At 72.2% G+C, this 19,184-nt stretch carries 14 protein-coding genes; 11 read left to right on the forward strand and 3 right to left on the reverse strand.

What is annotated here, in order from left to right; translation table 11 throughout:
- The first annotated feature begins 186 nt into the window (after window positions 1-186).
- From OHB00_RS47475 to OHB00_RS47490, 4 genes are all read left to right on the forward strand, one after another.
- Window positions 187-1,689, forward strand: coding sequence for an acyl-CoA synthetase (locus OHB00_RS47475; protein WP_406444778.1), 1,503 nt, complete (start codon window positions 187-189; stop codon window positions 1,687-1,689).
- A gap of 114 nt (window positions 1,690-1,803) precedes the next feature.
- Window positions 1,804-3,357, forward strand: coding sequence for a fibronectin type III domain-containing protein (locus tag OHB00_RS47480; RefSeq protein WP_406444779.1), 1,554 nt, complete (start codon window positions 1,804-1,806; stop codon window positions 3,355-3,357).
- Window positions 3,358-3,366: 9 nt separating this feature from the next.
- Window positions 3,367-4,086, forward strand: a complete 720-nt coding sequence (locus OHB00_RS47485; protein ID WP_406444781.1) for a class I SAM-dependent methyltransferase — start codon at window positions 3,367-3,369, stop codon at window positions 4,084-4,086.
- 62 nt (window positions 4,087-4,148) lie between these two features.
- Window positions 4,149-4,985, forward strand: a complete 837-nt coding sequence (locus OHB00_RS47490) for an alpha/beta fold hydrolase (RefSeq protein WP_406444782.1) — start codon at window positions 4,149-4,151, stop codon at window positions 4,983-4,985.
- Here OHB00_RS47490 and OHB00_RS47495 read toward each other — a convergent pair.
- The 3 genes from OHB00_RS47495 to OHB00_RS47505 all read right to left on the reverse strand — a co-directional run bounded on the left by OHB00_RS47495 (window position 4,922) and on the right by OHB00_RS47505 (window position 10,698).
- Complete coding sequence (locus OHB00_RS47495) at window positions 4,922-6,700, reverse strand: sulfatase (protein ID WP_406444783.1); 1,779 nt, start codon at window positions 6,698-6,700, stop codon at window positions 4,922-4,924. The two genes, OHB00_RS47490 and OHB00_RS47495, sit on opposite strands and share 64 nt — an antisense overlap.
- Window positions 6,701-6,854: 154 nt before the next feature.
- Entirely contained in the window at window positions 6,855-8,918 is a 2,064-nt protein-coding gene (locus OHB00_RS47500) for a sulfatase (protein ID WP_406444785.1), read from the reverse strand.
- A gap of 166 nt (window positions 8,919-9,084) precedes the next feature.
- Window positions 9,085-10,698, reverse strand: a complete 1,614-nt coding sequence (locus OHB00_RS47505) for an acyl-CoA synthetase (RefSeq protein WP_406444786.1) — start codon at window positions 10,696-10,698, stop codon at window positions 9,085-9,087.
- 208 nt (window positions 10,699-10,906) lie between these two features.
- On the opposite strand from OHB00_RS47505, the gene OHB00_RS47510 reads away from it, so the two are divergent.
- The 7 genes from OHB00_RS47510 (at window position 10,907) to OHB00_RS47540 (ending at window position 19,163) form a co-directional block, all read left to right on the forward strand.
- Window positions 10,907-11,707: a crotonase/enoyl-CoA hydratase family protein gene (locus tag OHB00_RS47510; protein WP_406444788.1), complete on the forward strand. Its 801-nt coding sequence runs from the start codon at window positions 10,907-10,909 to the stop codon at window positions 11,705-11,707.
- 129 nt (window positions 11,708-11,836) lie between these two features.
- Window positions 11,837-12,778 carry a Zn-ribbon domain-containing OB-fold protein gene (locus OHB00_RS47515; RefSeq protein ID WP_406444790.1) on the forward strand — a complete coding sequence of 314 codons (942 nt, stop codon included), beginning with the start codon at window positions 11,837-11,839 and terminating at the stop codon, window positions 12,776-12,778.
- Entirely contained in the window at window positions 12,775-13,824 is a 1,050-nt protein-coding gene (locus OHB00_RS47520) for a thiolase domain-containing protein (RefSeq protein WP_406444791.1), read from the forward strand. The genes OHB00_RS47515 and OHB00_RS47520 overlap by 4 nt, the downstream gene beginning before the upstream one ends.
- Window positions 13,821-14,987 carry a thiolase domain-containing protein gene (locus tag OHB00_RS47525; protein WP_406444793.1) on the forward strand — a complete coding sequence of 389 codons (1,167 nt, stop codon included), beginning with the start codon at window positions 13,821-13,823 and terminating at the stop codon, window positions 14,985-14,987. The genes OHB00_RS47520 and OHB00_RS47525 overlap by 4 nt, the downstream gene beginning before the upstream one ends.
- 83 nt (window positions 14,988-15,070) lie before the next feature.
- The gene (locus OHB00_RS47530; protein WP_406444796.1) at window positions 15,071-15,313 is read left to right on the forward strand and encodes a DUF397 domain-containing protein; all 243 of its coding nucleotides are present in this window, start codon (window positions 15,071-15,073) and stop codon (window positions 15,311-15,313) included.
- Between the two features lie 155 nt (window positions 15,314-15,468).
- The gene (locus OHB00_RS47535) at window positions 15,469-16,368 is read left to right on the forward strand and encodes a universal stress protein (RefSeq protein ID WP_406444801.1); all 900 of its coding nucleotides are present in this window, start codon (window positions 15,469-15,471) and stop codon (window positions 16,366-16,368) included.
- 131 nt (window positions 16,369-16,499) lie between these two features.
- Window positions 16,500-19,163, forward strand: a complete 2,664-nt coding sequence (locus OHB00_RS47540; protein WP_406444802.1) for an ATP-binding protein — start codon at window positions 16,500-16,502, stop codon at window positions 19,161-19,163.
- Window positions 19,164-19,184 lie beyond the last annotated feature (21 nt).

Below are 19,184 nucleotides of genomic sequence, written 5' to 3' on the forward strand. Positions count from 1 at the left end.
AACGCCTCTTGATGCGTGATGCATTTATTGTGATTCCTCATGTCACCCCCGTGCGCCCCCGCACCGTCCTGCCGTCCAGCCCCGAGCGGTGTGCGGGAGCAGGCGGCCGAACGGCCCCCTGGGTTTTCGGTGCTCGCCACCGCGGTCGCTTGACCTGTCCCGGCGACGGGCCGAGGATCATGAGTCATGACGCAGGGACAGGGCAGCACGGTGGACGGGGTGCTGCGGCGCAGCGCCCGGCGCACTCCCGCGCGGGTGGCGGTGCGCTACGGCGAACGGCGGTGGACGTACCAGGAACTCGACGACGCCGTCTCGCGCGCGGCGAGCGTACTGCTCGGCCAGGGCCTCGAACGCGGTGACCGGGTCGCCACCTACGGCCACAACTCCGACGCCTACCTGATCGCCTTCCTCGCCTGCGCCCGCGCCGGCCTGGTCCACGTCCCGGTCAACCAGAACCTGACCGGCGACGACCTCGCCTACCTCGTCGCCCAGTCGGGCAGCTCGCTGGTCCTCGCCGACCCCGACCTCGCCGGCTGGCTCCCCGACGGCGTACCGGCGCTGCCGCTGCGCGACACCGACGGCTCGCTGCTCGCCCGGCTCACGGACGCGGCGCCGTACGACGGGCCCGAACCGCGCACCGAGGACCTGGTACAGCTGCTGTACACCTCCGGGACCACGGCGCTGCCCAAGGGCGCGATGATGACCCACCGGGCGCTGGTGCACGAGTACCTGAGCGCGATCGCCGCCCTCGACCTGAGCGCCGGGGACCGGCCGGCGCACGCGCTGCCGCTCTACCACTCCGCCCAGATGCACGTGTTCCTGCTGCCCTACCTGGCGGTGGGCGCGACCAACATCATCCTCGACGGCCCGGACGCCGGCACCCTCTTCGACCTGATCGAGGCCGGCGACGTGGACAGCCTGTTCGCGCCGCCCACCGTGTGGATCGGGCTCTCCAACCGGCCCGACTTCGCCACCCGTGACCTCCGCGGACTGCGCAAGGCCTACTACGGGGCGTCGATCATGCCGGTGCCCGTCCTGGAGCGGCTGCGCGAACGGCTGCCGGGACTCGCCCTGTTCAACTGCTTCGGGCAGAGCGAGATCGGCCCCCTCGCCACCGTGCTCGCGCCCGAGGAGCACAAGGGCCGGCTGGACTCCTGCGGCCGCACCGTCCTGTTCGTGGAGGCACGCGTGGTCGGCGAGGACGGCGAGGACGTGCCCGACGGCACCCCCGGTGAGATCGTCTACCGCTCACCGCAGTTGTGCGATGGCTACTGGGACAAGCCCGAGGAGACCGAAGCGGCCTTCCGGGACGGCTGGTTCCACTCCGGCGACCTCGCGGTGCGCGACGCCGACGGCTACTACACGATCGTCGACCGGGTGAAGGACGTCATCAACTCCGGTGGCGTGCTGGTCGCTTCACGCCAGGTCGAGGACGCCCTCTACACCCATGAGGCGGTCGCCGAGGCCGCCGTGATCGGCCTGCCCGACGACCGGTGGATCGAGGCGGTCACGGCGGTCGTCGTGCCGCGCGGCGAGATCGACGAGGCCGCGCTGATCGCCCAGGTGAAGGAGAGGCTGCCCGCCTTCAAGGCACCCAAGCGGGTCCTGTTCGTGGACGCGCTGCCCCGCAACGCCAGCGGGAAGATCCTGAAGCGCGAACTGCGGGAACGGTTCGGCCCCGCCTCGTGAGACCCGGGAAGTGACTCTCGTCGGCACCCGGACCTGGACTCTCGTGCGGACCCAAGAAGTCCGGGTCCATACCTTGTGCGGCTTCCGGCACCACGCCCGCCGTTCACCGGTGGCGTGCAGACAGCAGACATGCGCTGCTGCCTCCCCGTCCCCCTCGGCGCACTCGCGGGCGTCCCCGGCCCCTGCGAGATACTGCGCTCCGGCTACCTGCTCGCACCCGCCCTGCTCCGGTCCGCCACCACCCCCCGCTCCCGGCACCCCCGCTCGCCGGCCGCCGTCCACCTGGAACTGGTCACCCTCACCGAGGACCGCGCCGTCATCACCTGGCACACCGCCCTGCCCGGCACCGACGACGGCACCGGCGGGCTGCTGCCCGCCGTCACCGAGGGCGTGGTGGTCTACGGCACCCACCCGGCCCGGCTCAACCGCACCGCGGGCGAGGACCGGCCCACCGCCCACCACCACGTCGAACTCACCGGCCTGGAGCCGGGACAGACGTACTACTACCAGGCCCACTCCCGGGGCGTGCCCGCCACCCCGACCGCGCTGCACCTGATGCGCGGCAACGCGGCCGGCACCTCCCGCCACGGCCTCGACACGCCCGGCGGCCCCTACTCCTTCACCACCCCGCAGCCCCCGCCCGGCCGCCACCTGCTCTCCCTCGCCCTCTGCAACGACCTGCACATCGGCGAGACCGTCGCCGGGCTGGTCGCCGGGGTCCCCTTCCTGCGCGGCGTGGCGCAGCGGACGGGACAGACGCCCTACCCCGAGCTGATGAGCCGCGCCGTCGTGGCCGAGGCCCGCCGCCGGGGTGCCCAGCTGCTGCTGGCCGCCGGTGACATCTCCGCCGGCGGCGGACCGCACGACCTGGCGGGGGCCAGACGGATCCTGGACGGCTTCGGCACCCACCGGCGGGACTACTTCGTCGTCCGGGGCAACCACGACCGGGGCGCGGGCGAAAGCGACACCTTCCACCGGGTGTTCGGCGGGCCCGACCGGCCCGGCTGGTTCGAGCACGACGTGGGCGGACTGCGGATCATCGGCCTCGACACCTACGACAAGCGCGGCAACGGCGGTGACGCGGGCGGCCTCGGCGCCGAGCAGCTGTCCTGGTTCCGGCGCCGCCTGCGGGTCCACCCGGAACAGCCCACCCTCGTCTTCGGCCACCATCCGCTGACCGTCCGGGAGGCCCTCTTCCCGGTGAGCCCCGCGCAGCACCTCGGCCGCCGCCAGGCCCGCGCGATCCTGCAGGCCTACGCCGCCGCCCCGGGTGTGTTCCTCCACCATGTGGGCCACACCCACCGCAACAAGCGCACCCATGTGCCGCTCGCCCCGCAGGTGGCCTTGCAGGAGGTCGGCGCGGTCAAGGAGTACCCCGGCGGATTCTTCCTGCTGCGGATCCACAGCGGCGGCTACGCCCTCAACTTCTTCCGGGCGCGCGCGGCCGAAGCCCTGGAGTGGAACGAGCGCAGCCGTCGGCAGGCCGGAGGACTGTGGCCCTGCCACGCGCTGGGCCGTACGGTCGCCGACCGCAACAGTGTGGCCGCCCGCGACCTGTCCGGCATCGGCCGGCTGGTCCCGCCGTCGGCGCAGCCCGATTCGTCCCAAGGGATGACCGCCGTCCCGAACACCCGCCTGGATGTGGCCTGGCGAGAGGCGCCTCCGTAGCTTGGGGACATGTCGACCCTGTGGGAACTCATGCACGATTGCATCCCTGACGACCACGCCCGCCAGGTCACCTCCCGCTACTACCTCGACGAAGCCATGAGCTCGCCGCGGCGGCCGGACCGCGTGGTCGACCTCGGCTGCGGGCGCGGCACCTCGGCCGAGCTCTTCCGCAAGCACCACTCCGGCGTCCGCTGGGTGGGAGTCGACATCCGCGATTCGCCGGAGGCCGCCCAGCGCAGCCCCGGCGGCGACAGCGTGGTGTACTTCGACGGCGTCAACCTGCCGTTCCGCTCCGATGCCGTACCGCTCGTCTACTCCCACCAGGTCTTCGAACACGTCGCCCGGCCCAGGGAACTGCTCGCGGAGGTGAGCAGGGTGCTGCGCCCGGGCGGGCTGTTCATCGGCAGCACCTCCCAGTTCGAGCCCTACCACTCGTTCAGCCTCTGGAACTACACGCCCTACGGGTTCCGGGTGCTGGTCGAGGCGGCCGGGCTCGCCCTGGAGGAGATCCGGCCCTCCCTCGACGGCGTGACCCTGATCATGCGCACCTACCACGGCTCGCGGCGCCAGGAGTACGGCCAGTTCTGGCGCAAGGAGTCGCCGCTCAACACGGAGATCGACGCCTGGGCCCGCAAGAGCAAGCGGGACACGGCCCTGGTGAACCTCCGCAAGCTCACGTTCTGCGGGCAGTTCGCGTTCCGCGTGAGCAAGCCGCGGGCCCGCCCCTGACATCGAGGCCGTCCGGCGAAATCCGTTGCGGCACCGCGCCGCCGTCCCCGAGGATCAGCGCCATGCCCCTCTTCACCGCAGCGGACGGCACCCGCCTCGCCTGTCACGTCAGAGGCGAGGGCGAACCGCTCGTCGTACTGCCGGGCGGCCCCATGCGGGCCTCCGCCTACCTCGGCGACCTCGGCGGCCTGGCCGCCCATCGCCGGCTGATCCTGCTCGACCTGCGGGGGACCGGCGACTCGGCGACGCCCGCCGACCCGGCGTCGTACCGCTGCGACCGACTGGTCGACGACGTGGAGATGTTGCGGGCCCACATGGGGCTTGACCACATGGACGTACTGGCGCACTCGGCGGGCGCGAGTCTGGCGATCCTGTACGCGGCGGCGCATCCCGACCGGGTGCGGCGGCTCGCGCTGATCACCGGCAACCCCTCGGCTCTGGGCCTGCGCGCCACCCCCGAGGAGCGGCTGGCGGCGGCCCGGCTGCGGGCCGCGGAGCCCTGGTTCGAGGGCGCGTTCCCCGCGCTGGAGGCATGGCTGACCGGTACGGGGGACTTCGACGAGGCCTTCATGCCCTTCTTCCACGGCCGCTGGGACGACACCGCCCGAGCCCATGTCGCGGCCACCGACAAGCAGACCAACTTCGCGGCGGCCGACCGCTACTTCGCCGAGGGCGCCTTCACCCCGGACACCACCCGGGCCGCCCTGCGCGCCCTCGCCGCGCCCGTCCTGGTGTACGCCGGAGAACTCGACGGCGGACCCAGCCCCGCCCTGGCCCGGCGGGCCGCGGAGGCCTTCCCGCACGCCGAGGTCGCCGTGCAGACCGGCGCCGGTCACTACCCCTGGCTGGACGACCCCGAGTGGTTCGTCCGTCGTACCGTCGCCTTCCTGGACGCCTGAGCCCGCCCCGGGTCCTGCGGTCCGAACGCCGTCAGGAAGCGGTCGCGGAACCGGTTCATCGCCCAGATCGGCGCGTCGGCGGCGGGCTTGAGACCCGGCGTCCAGCCCCAGCCGGCGACCCGGTCCAGGACCGCCGGGTCGTCGGCGACGATCGTGACAGGGACGTCCCGGCGCGGGCTGCCCGCGACGACCTCCGGGCGGGGCTGGTGGTCGCCGAGGAAGACCAGCACCGTGTTCCGGTGGGCGTGGCGCCGCATGAACCCGAACAGGCTGCGCAGCGAGTACTCGATCGAGACCCGGTACTCGGTGCGCACGCGCTCCGTGTCCTTCCAGACCTCCGCCGGGTCCTTGCCCGCCCGCTGCATGGGCCCGAAGACCGAGCCGTCGCCGAGGTCCTTCCAGTCGATCATGTGGGGGAGGGGTGCCCAGGGCTGGTGGCTGGAGGCGAGGATGATCTCCGCCATCATCGGGCGCCGGTTCCTCCGGCCGTACTCCAGACGGTCGAAGGCCTCCAGCGTGAACTGGTCGGGCACGGGCGTCCAGCTGAAGTACGGGCCCTGGTAGCCGAGGTGCGTGGAGTCGTAGGAACGGTCGAGGCCGAAGAACCGGGCCTCCGGCCAGGCCTTGCGGACGCCCGGGACGACCCCGACCGTGCGCCACGCGCCCGTCCTGCGGAAGTACGCGTTGAGGGTCGTTCGGCCGCCGGAGACCAGGTTGCGGTAACGCTGCTGGTTGTTGATCCACAGCCCGGACAGCAGCGTGGCGTGGCACATCCAGCTGCCCGCCCCGAGCACGGGGGAGCGCAGCCACCCGCTGCGCGCCTCGAAACCGGCGGCCCTGAGAGAGGCCGCGCCCTCGGTGAGGACCGCGCCGACCGGCCCTGCCATCGCCGGATCCTCGATCGCCGTACGGCCGTAGCTCTCGACGAACGTGAACAGCACGTCCTTGCCGCGCAGCCCCGTCAGCAGCCGGTCGGGCGGAGTGTTCCCGAAGGCGTCGACGGCGGCCTCCGCCGCGAAGACCCGCGCGTCCGCCAGTCCGGCGCGGACCGCCCGCACCCGCTCGTGCACCAACCGGGCGTCGAGCGTGGCGGCGACGGGCGCGCCGCCGGCCTGAAGGCCGAAGGTGGCGCAGGTGACCCAGGCGACGGCCAGTACCAGAGCGGAACGGCCCGCGGGCGGGCGTCGGCGCGCCATCCGCTCGGCGAGCCGCACCAGCGCGAGGACGGTCGCGGCCGGCACGGCCGCGGCCAGGAGCAGGGCCCCGGCGATCGCGAGCACCTCACTGGTCCGGCCGAACGACTCCCGTACGTAGTCCGCCGCGTCGTCCAGCAGGATCCAGTCGAGCACCAGGTCGAACGGCCGTTGAAGTACCTGGTAGAAGCCCATGTCCAGGCACTTCAGCAGCGTCAGCACCCCCAGCCCCGCGCCCGCCAGCACGGCTGTGACGCGCCGCGCCCGTCCTGGCAGCACCAGCAGCACGGCCACGAGCACGATCCCCTCGGCGGGGAGACGCAGGAACGACCTCGGCCCGAGCTCTTCGAGCTGGTTCGGCAGCAGCAGCGTGGCCAGAAGCAGGGCGGCGGCCAGGACCGTCGTCCCGACGGAGACGGTCCTGGCGAGACACGGATGCCTCCGCAGCCGGCCGCCACCACCGCCCGCACCGGACGGTGTGGCCTCGGTGTCCGGCGGCCGAGTGGGGGTGGGGTGCGACACCGGAGGTCCTTCCGTGCGACCGTCGTTACACTGCGTGCATGATCGACGTCATATCGTATGCACAGAGTGTGACCCCGGACCGGCCCGCGCGGGCCCGGCGTGCCGCCGAGGCGTTCCCGCCGGACCCCTGACCCGCCGGACAGCTGAGGCGAACTCAGCCCTGCGGTCCGAACGCCTTCATGAAGCGGTCCCGGAACTGGTTCATGGCCCACTCCGGCGCGTTGTCCGCGGGTTTCAGCCCGTCCGTCCAGCCCCACCCGGAGACCCGTTCCAGGACCTTCGGGTCGCGGGCGACGATGGTGATCGGTACGTCCCTGCTCGTGTTGCCGCCGCCCGTGACCGTCGGGACGGGCTGGTGGTCGCCGAGGAAGACGAGGACGGTGTTGTCGTCGCCGTAGCGCTGGACCCACTGGGTCAGGCTGTCCACGGAGTACTGGATCGCCTTTCGGTACTCGGTCCGCACGCGCTGCGCGCTCTTCCAGACCTCCGTGGGGTTGGTGCCCTCCTTCTTGATCTTGTAGAAGATCTTGCCGTTCCCGAGGTCCTTCCAGTCGATGATGTGAGCGATGGGGGACCAGGGGTTGTGGCTGGAGGCCAGGATGATCTCCGCCATGATCGGGTCGCGGTTCTTCTTCCCGTGCTCCAGCTTCTGGAAGGCCTCCAGGCTGAACTGGTCCGGCACCGGTGTCCAGCTGAAGTACGGGCCCTGGTAGCCGAGGTGCGTGGAGTCGTAGATGTGGTCGAGTCCGAAGTACTTGCCCTCGGGCCAGGCCTTGCGCACTCCCGGGACGATACCCACCGTGCGCCAGGCGCCGGTCTTCTGGAAGTAGCTGGTGAGGGTCGCGCGGTCACTGGTCGTCAGGGTCCGGTAGCGCTGCTGGTTCTTGACCCACAGACCGGACAGGAACGTCGAGTGGGCGAGCCAGCTGCCGGCCCCCGTGACGGGTGACCTGAGCCAGCCGCTCTGCGCCGCGAACCCGGCCGCCTTGAGCCGGGCGTTTCCCTCCTGCAGCGTCGCGTCCATCTCGGGCGCCATCGCCGGATCGTCGATCGCCACCCGGCCGTAGCTCTCGATGAAGGTGAACAGCACGTCCTTGCCCCGGAGTCCGGTCAGCAGCTGGTCGGACGGCGTGTCGGCGTAGGCGTCGACAGCGAGCTGCTTCTTGAAGACGTCGGCGTCGCCCAGCCCCTCTCGGACGTACTTCACCCGGTTGGCGAGGAACTGGCTGTAGCCCTTGGTGGCGAACGGGACACCGGCGAACTGCACGCTCAGCGTGAAGCAGGTGATCCACACGACGCCCAGCACGAGCGTGGTGCGTACCGCCACGGCCCGGTGGCGGGCCATCACGTTCGCCAGCCGCACCATCGCGAGCGCGCTGAGCACGAGCACGGCGACGATCAGGACGATCACACCGATCACCGCGAGAACCTCGCCCGTGTGACCGAAGGAGTCCTTCACCCAGTCCGCCGCGTCGGTCAGCAGAACCCAGTCGAAGACCAGGTCGAACGGGCGGGCCAGGGTCTGGTAGAAGCCCATGTCGAGGCACTTCAGGACGGTGGACAGGCCGATCAGCGCCCCCGAGGCGACGGCTGCGATCCGCCGTCCCTTCGAGGGCAGTGCGAGCAGGACGATCGCCAGGAAGAGCGCCTCGACGGGGAGGCGGAGGAAGTTCTGGAGAGCGAGCCGGTCGAGGCGGTCGGGCACGAGGATCGCCACCAGCACGAACCCGGCGGCCAGGACACTCGTGCCCACTCGCACGAAGGCGGCGGCACGGGGGTGCAGCCGAGGCCGCCGGAACCAGCGGGCACGGGCGGAGCCGGCGGCCGGGGCGGTGGTCCCGGTCTGTTCGGTCGAGGCGGGTTCGGCGGCCTCCGATCCGGCGCGGTCGTCGACGGCGGCCGAGTCGGTGGACTCCTCGGCCGCCTCGGCCGGCTCTCCGGAACCGGTCGCCTCGGCCTCGGGCTCGGCTACGGCCCGGGGTTCGGGCTCGGCCTCGGCCTGGGGTTCGGGCTCGGCCTCGGCCTGGGGTTCGGGCTCGGCCTCGGCCCGGGGTTCGGGTTCGGCCTCCGGTCCGTTGTCCGTCGGGCGTGGGTCCGACTCGGCGCTCGGCTCGGGGCCGGTTGCCGCCGGTGCGGGTGATGCCTCCTCCAGCTGGTCCGGGACAGGCGCCTCCGCGTCCGTGTCCAGTTTCCGGCGAGGGGGCGTGAGTTGCGACACCCGTACGTCCTTCCGTGCGAAGCCCCGTGATGGCATGGCGGACCGGACCCGCAGGCCACGACCGCCAACCTCGCGTACGGCTCCGCGTAACCCCACGTTCAACCGCCCGGGTCAACCGCGCGCAAAGAGTACGCCCCGCGTCCTTCCCCTGCCCGCACGGGTGTCGTCAGCGGTCCGCCGCGACCGCCACCTCCCGCGCCCACCGGTAGTCCGCCTTGCCGCTCGGTGACCGCTGGATGGCCTCGGTGATCACCAGCTGGCGGGGGACCTTGTACCCGGCCAGCCGGCTGCGGCAGTGGGTCTGGATGTCCGTCAGGGAGGGCGGCTCGGCACCCTCGCGCACCTGCACCACGGCCGCCACATGGTTGCCCCAGGTGACGTCCGGCACCCCGGCGACGAGCGCGTCGTACACGTCCGGGTGCGATTTCAGCGCCTGTTCGACCTCCTCCGGGTACACCTTCTCGCCCCCGGTGTTGATGCACTGCGAGCCCCGGCCGAGCACGGTGACGACGCCGTCCTCGTCGACCGTTCCCATGTCACCGAGCAGCACCCAGCGCCGGCCGTCCTTCTCGAAGAACGTCTCGGCGGTTTTCGCCGGGTCGTTGTAGTAGCCGAGCGGGACGTGCCCGCTCTGCGCGACCCGGCCGATCTCACCGACCGCCACCGGCTCGTGGGTCGCCGGATCGACCACCTGGGTACGGGAGTTGACGCGGACGCGGAAGCCGCTGCCGGCTCCGGAGTCCGCCGTCGCGGTGCCGTTGAAGCCGGACTCGGAGGACCCGAAGTTGTTCAGGAGCATGGCGTTCGGGACGAGTTCGGTGAACTGCCGGCGCACGGTCTCGGAGAGGATCGCACCGGAGGAGGAGACGCTGAACAGGGCGGAGCAGTCGGTGCCCTTCAACGGCCCGTTGAGGGCGTCGATCAGCGGGCGCAGCATCGCGTCGCCGACCAGCGACATGCTGGTGACCTTCTCCTTCTCGACGGTCCGCAACACCTCCTCGGGCACGAACTTGCGGTGGATCACGACCCGTTGCCCGAAGTTGAAGCCGATGAAGGAGGTGAGCGTGGACGTGCCGTGCATCAGCGGGGGAGTGGGGAAGAAGGTGATCCCGCTGCCGCCCGCCGCGACCCGCTCGGCCAGCTCCTCCGGCCGCTTCACCGGCTCACCGGTGGGCGCCCCGCCGCCCAGCCCGGCGAAGAACAGATCCTCCTGACGCCACATCACACCCTTGGGCATCCCGGTCGTGCCGCCGGTGTAGATGATGAACTGGTCGTCCGCCGAGCGCGCCGGGAATCCCCGCTCGGGCGACCCGGCCGCCTCGGCCTCCGCGAAGGCGAGGGCCTTGAGCCCCGCGTCCACCGGCTCACCCACCCGCACCAGGTGCCGCAGCTTCGGCGCCCGGGGCAGGGCCGCCGCCACCCGGCCGCCGAACTCCGCGTCGAAGACCAGCGCGACGAGATCCGCGTCCTGGTAGAGATACACCAACTCCTCTTCGACATACCGGTAGTTCACGTTGACCGGTACGACCCGCGCCTTCAGGCAGCCGAGCACGGTCTGGAGGTACTCGACCCCGTTGTAGAGGTGCAGGCCGAGATGCTCGCCCGGCCGGATGCCGCTGTCGATCAGATGGTGGCCGATGCGGTTGGCCGCGGCGTCCAGCTCCGCGTAGGTCAGCCGGCGTTGCGCCCCCGTGCCGGGGTGGTCGAGGTAGACGAGCGCCTCGCGGTCCGCGGCCACGTCGACGACCGATTCGAACAGATCGGCAAGGTTGTACTCCACCGCTCCTCCTGACCCCGGGAACCGTGACGAAGAAAGGCGCACCTGTCCGTTCGCCGGTCATCAGAGCAAAGGGCGCGGCAAGTGTGAAGGGTTCGCGCGAAGAAATCTGACTGACTGTCAGAAAACCCTTGAAGTGCCTTCCCGGCTACTGCAACCTGTTCTCGTTCTGGTGGAGGGGAGACGAGCCCCTCCAGAGGGGAGACGGTCCATGGGTGGGACGGAACACCTCACCGTGCGGCGCGAGGGCGCCACACTCGTGCTCACGCTCAACAGGCCCGAGGCGAAGAACGCGCTCTCGATCTCCATGCTCGTCGGCCTGTACGACGGCTGGATCGAGGCCGACGAGGACGACGACGTCCGCTCGATCGTGCTCACCGGGGCCGGGGGTGCCTTCTGTGCCGGGATGGACCTCAAGGCGCTGGCCGGAAAAGGCATGGCGGGGGAGCACCTGCGCGACCGGCTGAAGGCCGACCCGGATCTGCACTGGAAGGCCATGCTCCGCCATCATCGCCCGCGCAAACCGGTGATCGCCGCAGTCGAGGGGTACTGCGTCGCGGGCGGCACCGAGATTCTCCAGGGCACCGACATCCGGGTGGCCGGCGAGTCCGCGACGTTCGGTCTCTTCGAGGTCCGGCGGGGGCTCTTTCCCATCGGCGGTTCCACGGTGCGGCTGCAGCGGCAGGTTCCGCGGACGCACGCTCTGGAGATGCTGCTGACCGGACGGCCGTACAGCGCCCGGGAGGCGGCCGGCATCGGGCTGATCGGTCATGTGGTGCCGGACGGCTCGGCACTGGAGAAGGCGCTGGAGATCGCCGAACAGATCAATGCCTGCGGGCCGTTGGCCGTCGAGGCGGTCAAGGCGTCCGTGTACGAGACGGCGGAGATGACGGAGGCGGACGGGCTGGCCGCCGAGCTGAAGCGGGGGTGGCCGATCTTCGACACTTCCGACGCCAAGGAAGGGGCTCGTGCGTTCGCGGAGAAACGGGTGCCTGATTACAAGCGTGCGTAGCGCTGCGCCGGTCCGGAAGGCGCGGGCCGTGTGTGGCTGGTCGCGCCCACGCGGCGGAGCCGCACATGTCTACGCCCCGCGGCCCTTCGGGGGCGCGACACACCGACTCTGCCAAGGAGGCAAGCCCCGATGCCCGAAGTGCTCAAAGCCCCCCTCGTCGTCGAGTTCCCCTTCACCCGTTCCCTCGGACCTGTCCAGAGTGCCTTCCTCACCGGGCTGCGCGAACGCGTCGTCCTCGGTGTGAAGACCGTCGACGATCGCGTCCTCGTCCCGCCCGTCGAGTACGACCCGGTCACCGCCGAGGAGATCCGTGACCTCGTCGAGGTCGCCCCCACCGGCACGGTCACCACCTGGGCCTGGAACCACGAACCCCGTCGCGGGCAGCCCCTGGGCACCCCCTTCGCCTGGGCGCTGGTCCGGCTCGACGGGGCGGACACCGCCCTGCTGCACGCCCTCGACGCGCCGGGGCCCGAGGCCGTGCACACCGGCATGCGGGTCCGGGTCCGCTGGGCGCAGGAGCGGTCCGGAGCCATCACGGACATCGCCTGCTTCGAACCGTACGACGGCGCGGCGGCCGATGTGACAGGGCACAGCGGCGAGTTCGAGGACGCCGTCCACGGCATCGTCGCCCACGCCCGCCTCGACTACACCTACTCGCCCGGGCGCGCCCAGTCCGCCTACATCAACGCGCTGTCGACGCGGCGGACCTTCGGCGAGCGCTGCCCCTCCTGCCGCAAGGTGTACGTCCCGCCGAGGGGTGCGTGCCCCACATGTGGGGTGGCCACATCGGAACAGGTCGAGGTGGGTCCCGGCGGCACCGTCACCACCTTCTGCATCGTCAACATCAAGGCGAAGAACCTCGACATCGAGGTGCCGTACGTCTACGCCCACATCGCGCTCGACGGCGCCGGCCTCGCCCTGCACGGCCGGATCGGCGGGATCCCCTACGACCAGGTGCGGATGGGGCTCAGGGTCGAGCCGGTGTGGACCGAGGGGGCCCGCTACCCCGACCACTACCGGCCGACCGGCGAACCCGACGCGGACTACGAGACGTACAAGGAGCTGCTGTGACGCGTGACATCGCACTGGTCGCCTTCGCGCAGACCGACCACCGCCGTACCAGCGACGAGCTCTCCGAGGTCGAGATGCTCATGCCGGTGCTGCACGAGGTGCTCGCACAGACCAGCCTGAAGACCGCCGACATCGGCTTCACCTGCTCCGGGTCCAGCGACTACCTGGCCGGCCGCGCCTTCTCCTTCACCCTCGCCCTCGACGGCGTCGGCGCCTGGCCGCCCATCTCCGAGTCGCACGTCGAGATGGACGGCGCCTGGGCCCTGTACGAGGCCTGGACCAAACTGCTCACCGGGGACGCGGACACCGCGCTCGTCTACTCGTACGGCAAGTCCTCCCCCGGCTCCGTGCGCGACGTGCTGACCCGCCAGCTCGACCCCTACTACGTGGCCCCCCTCTGGCCGGACTCCGTCGCCATGGCCGCCCTCCAGGCCCAGGCCCTCATCGACGCGGGCGAGACCGACGAACCCGCGCTGGCCGCCGTCGGCGCCCGCAGCAGGACGGACGCGGAAGCCAACTCCCATGCGCAGCTCAGGGGTTCCGTCCCGCAGGGGGACTACGTGGTACGGCCGCTGCGCACCGGCGACTGCCCGCCCGTCGGTGACGGCGCCGCCGCCGTGATCCTCGCCGCGGGGGAGCGGGCTCGGGAGCTGTGTGCCCGGCCCGCCTGGATCCGGGGCATCGACCACCGCGTCGAGGCGCACAGCCTGGGCGTCCGTGACCTGACCGACTCGCCGTCCGCGCGGCTCGCCGCGGAGAAGGCCGGTGCCTTCGAACGGCCCGTGGACACCGCGGAGCTGCACGCGCCGTTCAGCTCGCAGGAGGTCGTGCTGCGCAAGGCGCTGCGGCTCGGCGACGACGTGCGCGTGAACCCTTCGGGTGGGGCCCTTGCGGCCAATCCGATCATGGCCGCCGGGTTGATCCGCATCGGCGAGGCAGCCGCTCGCATCCACCGCGGCGAGTCCGACCGGGCCCTCGCCCACGCCACCTCCGGGCCCTGTCTGCAGCAGAACCTGGTCGCCGTACTGGAAGGGGATCCGCGATGAGCAAGGAGCCCGTGGCCGTCACAGGGATCGGTCAGACCAAGCACGTGGCGGCCCGGCGGGACGTGTCGATCGCCGGGCTGGTCCGCGAGGCCGCGCAACGCGCGCTGGAGGACGCCGAGCTGGGCTGGGCCGACGTCGACGCCGTCGTGATCGGCAAGGCGCCCGACTTCTTCGAGGGCGTGATGATGCCGGAGCTGTACCTGGCGGACGCGCTGGGCGCGGTGGGCAAACCCATGTTGCGGGTCCACACGGCGGGGTCGGTGGGCGGCTCGACCACGCTCGTCGCGGCCAACCTCGTCGCCGCCCGGGTCCACTCCACCGTGCTGACCCTCGCCTTCGAAAAACAGTCCGAGTCCAACGCCATGTGGGGGCTCTCCCTGCCGATCCCCTTCCAGCAGCCGCTGCTGGCGGGTGCGGGGGGTTTCTTCGCGCCCCATGTGCGGGCGTACATGCGGCGCAGCGGAGCCCCGGACACCGTCGGCTCGATGGTGGCCTACAAGGACCGGCGCAACGCGCTCAAGAACCCCTACGCCCACCTCCACGAACACGACATCACCCTGGAGAAGGTCCAGGCGTCCCCCATGCTGTGGGATCCCATCCGCTACTCGGAGACCTGCCCCTCCTCCGACGGCGCCTGCGCCATGGTCCTCACCGACCGCGCCGGAGCCGCCCGTTCGGCGAAGCCGCCGGCCTGGATGCTCGGCGGGGCCATGCGCAGCGAACCCACCCTGTTCGCGGGCAAGGACGCGGTGTCGCCGCAGGCCGGGAAGGACTGCGCGGCCGACGTCTACCGGCAGGCGGGGATCGCCGACCCGCGCCGGGACATCGACGCCGTCGAGATGTACGTGCCGTTCTCCTGGTACGAGCCCATGTGGCTGGAGAACCTCGGCTTCGCCGAGGAGGGCGAGGGCTGGAAACTCACCGAATCGGGTGTCACCGAACTCGACGGCGACCTCCCCGTCAACATGTCGGGCGGCGTCCTGTCCACCAATCCGATCGGCGCCTCCGGGATGATCCGGTTCGCCGAGGCCGCCCTCCAGGTGCGCGGCCAGGCCGGAGAACACCAGGTGGACGGCGCCCGGAAGGTGCTCGGGCACGCCTACGGCGGCGGCTCCCAGTTCTTCTCCATGTGGCTCGTCGGCGCCACGGCCCCCGACAACTGAAAGGACCCGTTCACGTGGCCTGTTGAGGGCCGGAACCGAAAGCTAGGCTGGCCGCGGACGACGTATTCGGGAGGAGCACGGACGTGGCCGAGAGCACCATCCAGCAGCAGCGGGCAGTGGGCTGGGACAAGCCGGAGCTGGACCTCAGCGGAGCCGACTGGCAGTCCAGCAGCCGAGGCCTGGGGGATGTCCAGATCGCCTTTGTCGAGGGATTCATCGCGATGCGCAACAGCGGCCGCCCTCAGAGCCCTTCCCTGATCTTCACCCCCGCCGAATGGGGTGCCTTCGTGTCGGGGGCCCGGGAGGGCGAGTTCGACCTGACCTGAGCGCCTCCCCCGGTTCTGCCGCTGCGGCAGAGAGGTGAACCCGGGGGTGTCGCGCAAGGAATTCCGGACACGTGACCAGCAGCGCCCTCCCGGGGCCGCCGCCTCAGACAGGCTGGCCCCGGAAAGGGAAGGTCATATTCCGGAGGTGAGGAACGATGAGCACTGCCCCGGTCATCGCCGCGGTGGACGGTTCCGACGACAGCCTGCGCGCCCTGGACTGGGCCGTGGCGGCCGCCCGGCAACGGGACGCGACGCTGCGGGTGGTGCATGTACGCCAGTACGCCGCCTGGGGACAGCCCGACGTCCTGGTCGCCGGGGAACCGGACGAGGGGGGCGACCCCGTGCTCGACGAGGTCCACGACCGGCTGCGCACCGCCGCCGGGCTGACCGTCGAGTACGTCGCACTGGAGGGAGCCCCGAGCGCGTTGCTGCCCCAACTGGGCGTCGACGCCCAGCTGTTGGTGCTCGGCTCCCGGGGCCGCGGCGGCTTCGCCGGCCTGCTGCTCGGCTCCAACGGCATGGCCGCCGCACGTGACGCCGAGTGCCCGGTGGTCGTCGTACCCCGGCCGGGGCGGGAGATCCAGGAGGAGCTGCCCGCGGAACCGGGGCCCCGGGTCGTCGTGGGCCTGGACGTGGACAGTCCCGACGACGCCACCCTCGCCTTCGCCTTCGCGGAGGCCGTCTGGCGTGGCGCCCGGCTCCAGGTGATCGCCGCCTACCCGTGGCCGGCACAGGGCTGGGCCGCTGCCGGGGGACTCGTCCCGCCTGCCGTCGACCAGCACGAGATCGAGCAGGAGACCCGCACCCTCTCCGAGGGCTTCCTCGCCCCGTACCTCAAAGACAACCCGAACGTGGGAACCGACGTCCTGGCGCTGCCCGGCGGCGCGGCCGGCCTGCTGGTCGCCGCCTCGAAGGACGCCGCCCTGGTCGTCGTCGGCCGTCACCGCCGCCGGCTGCTCGCCCCCGCCCGCATGATGGGCTCGGTCACCCACGCCGTGCTGCTGCACGCAGGCGCTCCCGTCGCGGTGGTCCCGCCTTCGCCACCGCAGCAGTGATGTCAAGCCCCTTCGGTCAGTTACCCTCAGTAGGGAGCGGATCACCGCCGTGAAGCGTACGCTGAGCTGCCTGCAAGCCACGGTGCGCGCCCGCTCCCCGCGCTCGCGTACCACCGTGGCGGGGGGTGGTCATGGGACAGCGGGTCCTGCGGAACCGGCGGACGCTCTACGAGCGTGACAGCGAACTCGCTGCCGTCGACGAGGCGTTGGCCGAACTCACCGGCCTGGGCACGGACGGCGCGGCACCGGGCGACCGGCCGCTCGGCGCGCTGCTCGCCTTCGCCGGGCGGGCCGGCATCGGCAAGACGACCCTGCTCGCCGAGGTCCGGCGCCGCGCCGCCGCCCAGGGCTGCACCGTGCTCTCCGCGCGCGGCGGCGACCAGGAACAGCGCGTCGCCTTCCACGTCGCCCGCCAGCTCCTGCAGCCCCGGCTCGCCGGCGCGCCGGAGGCCGAACTCCGTGCCTCGCTCGGCAGCTGGTACGACATCGTCGGCCCAGCCCTCGGTCTGTGCGCCCCCACCGAGGGTGCCCCGCCCGACCAGCAGGGCCTGCGCGACGGCCTCGACTGGGTGCTCACCCACCTCGCCGTGCGGCAGGCCCCGGTGGTCCTCGTCCTCGACGACGCCCACTGGGCCGACCCCGAATCCCTGGGCTGGCTCGCCGCGTTCGCACCGCGCGCCGAGCAACTCCCGCTGCTCGTCGTCGTCGCCTACCGGCCCGACGAACTGCCCGAGCACGCCGACGCGTTCCGCGGCCTGCCCGGCCGGGCAGGTGGGCGCCCGCACGGCCTCGAACCGCTCAGCGCCGACGCCGTGGCCGGTCTCGTCCGCGAAAGCCTCGGCGACCACGCCGACGACACCTTCTGCCACGAGTGCTGGGCCGTCACCGCAGGCAACCCCTTCGAGGCCGTCGAGCTGACCGCCAAGGTCCACGACCGGGGCCTCGACCCCACCGAGGCCGGCGCACCCCTGCTGCGCGACCTCGCCGCCGCCGTCAAGGGCAGCGGTCTGATCGCCCGCCTCGAACGCCTGGGCCCTTCCGCCGTCCGGTTCGCCTGGGCCTGCGCGGTCCTCGGCACCGAGATCCGTCCGGCGCTCGCCGCCGCAGTCGCCGGCCTCGGCCACGAGGAGGCCGCCGACGCCGCCGACGCGCTGCGCGGCGTGCGCGTCCTCACCGGCGCCGAGACCCTGGAGTTCGTCCACCCGCTGATCGCCACCGCCGTCTACCGGGCCATCCCGCCCGCCACCCGGGTCGCCCTGCACGGCCAGGCCGCCTGGTGTGTGACCGACGACGGCCAGGGCGCCACCGCCGCCGCCCGCCACCTTCTGGAGACCCACCCCGAGGGCGACACCTGGGTCGTCCGGCAACTGCGCGCCGCCGCCGGCGAGACCCTCCGGGCCGGCGCCCCCGACACCGCCCGCGGCTACCTCGCCCGCGCCCTGCGCGAACCCCCGCCCGCCAAGGAGCGCGCCGCCGTCCTGTACGAACTGGGCAGCGCCTCCCTGCTCACCGAACCCGCCACCACCGTCAACCACCTCCGCGCGGCCCTCCAGGAACCCATCGCCGAGCCCGCTCTGCGCCACCACATCGTCTACCGGCTCTCCCAGGTCCTCGCCCACAGTGACCGGCTCGCCGAGGCCTCCGAGGCCCTCGCCCGCGAGATCCGCGTGACCGGCGACGCCCGGGTCCGGCTCCGCATGCTCTCCGAACAGTTCATGTGGGACGCCTTCCGCGCCGACGAACCCGACCACCCCTCCCGCTCCCGTCGCCTGGCCCGGCTCGCCGAACGCCTCCGGGGCCGCGACCTCACCGAGCGCTACGTCATCGGGCTGCGCACCTGGGACGCGATCCAGCGCGGCGAACCCGCCGGCGTCGCCCTCGACCACGCCGAACGAGCCCTGGCCGGCGGCCTCGGCTGGGCCGAGGCCGACCGCGGGTTCGAGGTCCCCGTCCTCGTCGCCCTCGCCTTCATGTACGCCGACCGGCCCGACCGCACGGAGGAGCTGTTCGCCGCCGGGATCGCCGACTACGAACGCCAGGGCTGGCGCGGCGCCCACCTCTCCTTCGCCTACACCCTCCTCGGGTACGTCCGCTACCGGCGCGGCCGGCTCGCCGAGGCCGAGGACCTGGCCCGCTCCGGCCTGCGCCTCGCCGAACGCGTCGGCCCCGGCACGCCGGCCCACTGGTACGCCGTCGGCATCCTGATCCAGACGCTGCTGGCCCGCGGCCGCACCGGTGAGGCCACGCGCCTCGCCGAGGACCACGCCTTCCGGGAGCCTTTCCCGGCGGCCGTGGTCTTCCCCGACGCCCAGACGGTCTACGGCGAACTACTCCTCGCCCGCGGCCTCACCAAGGACGCGGCGGCCGAGCTCTCCGCGGCCGGCCGCCGCCTGGAACCACGCGGCATCCGCAACCCCTCCTGGTGCCCCTGGCAGCTTCACCTGGCCCGCGCCGAAGCCCACGGCGCCCCCGACCGGGCCCGTACCACGGCCCTGGAGGCGGTGACCCACGCCCGCCGCTTCGGCGCCCCGTCCGCGATCGGCCAGGCCCTGCGCACGGCGGCGGAGGTCTCTTCGGGCGAGGCCCGCCTGGCGTACCTGCGCGAGTCGGTGGCCTACCTGGACCGGTCGCCGGCAGCCTACGAACTGGCGTGCGCGCTGGTGGCCCTGGGCACGGAGAGCCGAGACGCCGACCACCTGCGCAGAGGCCTCGCAACCGCCCAGCAGTGCGGGGCGGACGGCTTGGCGGACACGGCGCGGACCGAACTGGCGGCGACGGAGAGGGCACCTTTGTAAGGGGCGTCGACGACGACCTGC

The organism is Streptomyces sp. NBC_00631, assembly GCF_045206895.1.
Taxonomy (GTDB): Bacteria; Actinomycetota; Actinomycetes; order Streptomycetales; family Streptomycetaceae; genus Streptomyces.

What these genes read in the sequence shown, in the direction of transcription:
- OHB00_RS47475 (WP_406444778.1), top strand. Translation starts at nt 187, where the DNA reads ATGACGCAGGGACAGGGCAGCACGGTGGACGGGGTGCTGCGGCGCAGC.
- OHB00_RS47485 (WP_406444781.1), top strand. Translation starts at nt 3,367, where the DNA reads ATGTCGACCCTGTGGGAACTCATGCACGATTGCATCCCTGACGACCAC.
- OHB00_RS47490 (WP_406444782.1), top strand. Translation starts at nt 4,149, where the DNA reads ATGCCCCTCTTCACCGCAGCGGACGGCACCCGCCTCGCCTGTCACGTC.
- OHB00_RS47510 (WP_406444788.1), top strand. Translation starts at nt 10,907, where the DNA reads ATGGGTGGGACGGAACACCTCACCGTGCGGCGCGAGGGCGCCACACTC.
- OHB00_RS47515 (WP_406444790.1), top strand. Translation starts at nt 11,837, where the DNA reads ATGCCCGAAGTGCTCAAAGCCCCCCTCGTCGTCGAGTTCCCCTTCACC.
- OHB00_RS47525 (WP_406444793.1), top strand. Translation starts at nt 13,821, where the DNA reads ATGAGCAAGGAGCCCGTGGCCGTCACAGGGATCGGTCAGACCAAGCAC.
- OHB00_RS47535 (WP_406444801.1), top strand. Translation starts at nt 15,469, where the DNA reads ATGAGCACTGCCCCGGTCATCGCCGCGGTGGACGGTTCCGACGACAGC.
- OHB00_RS47540 (WP_406444802.1), top strand. Translation starts at nt 16,500, where the DNA reads ATGGGACAGCGGGTCCTGCGGAACCGGCGGACGCTCTACGAGCGTGAC.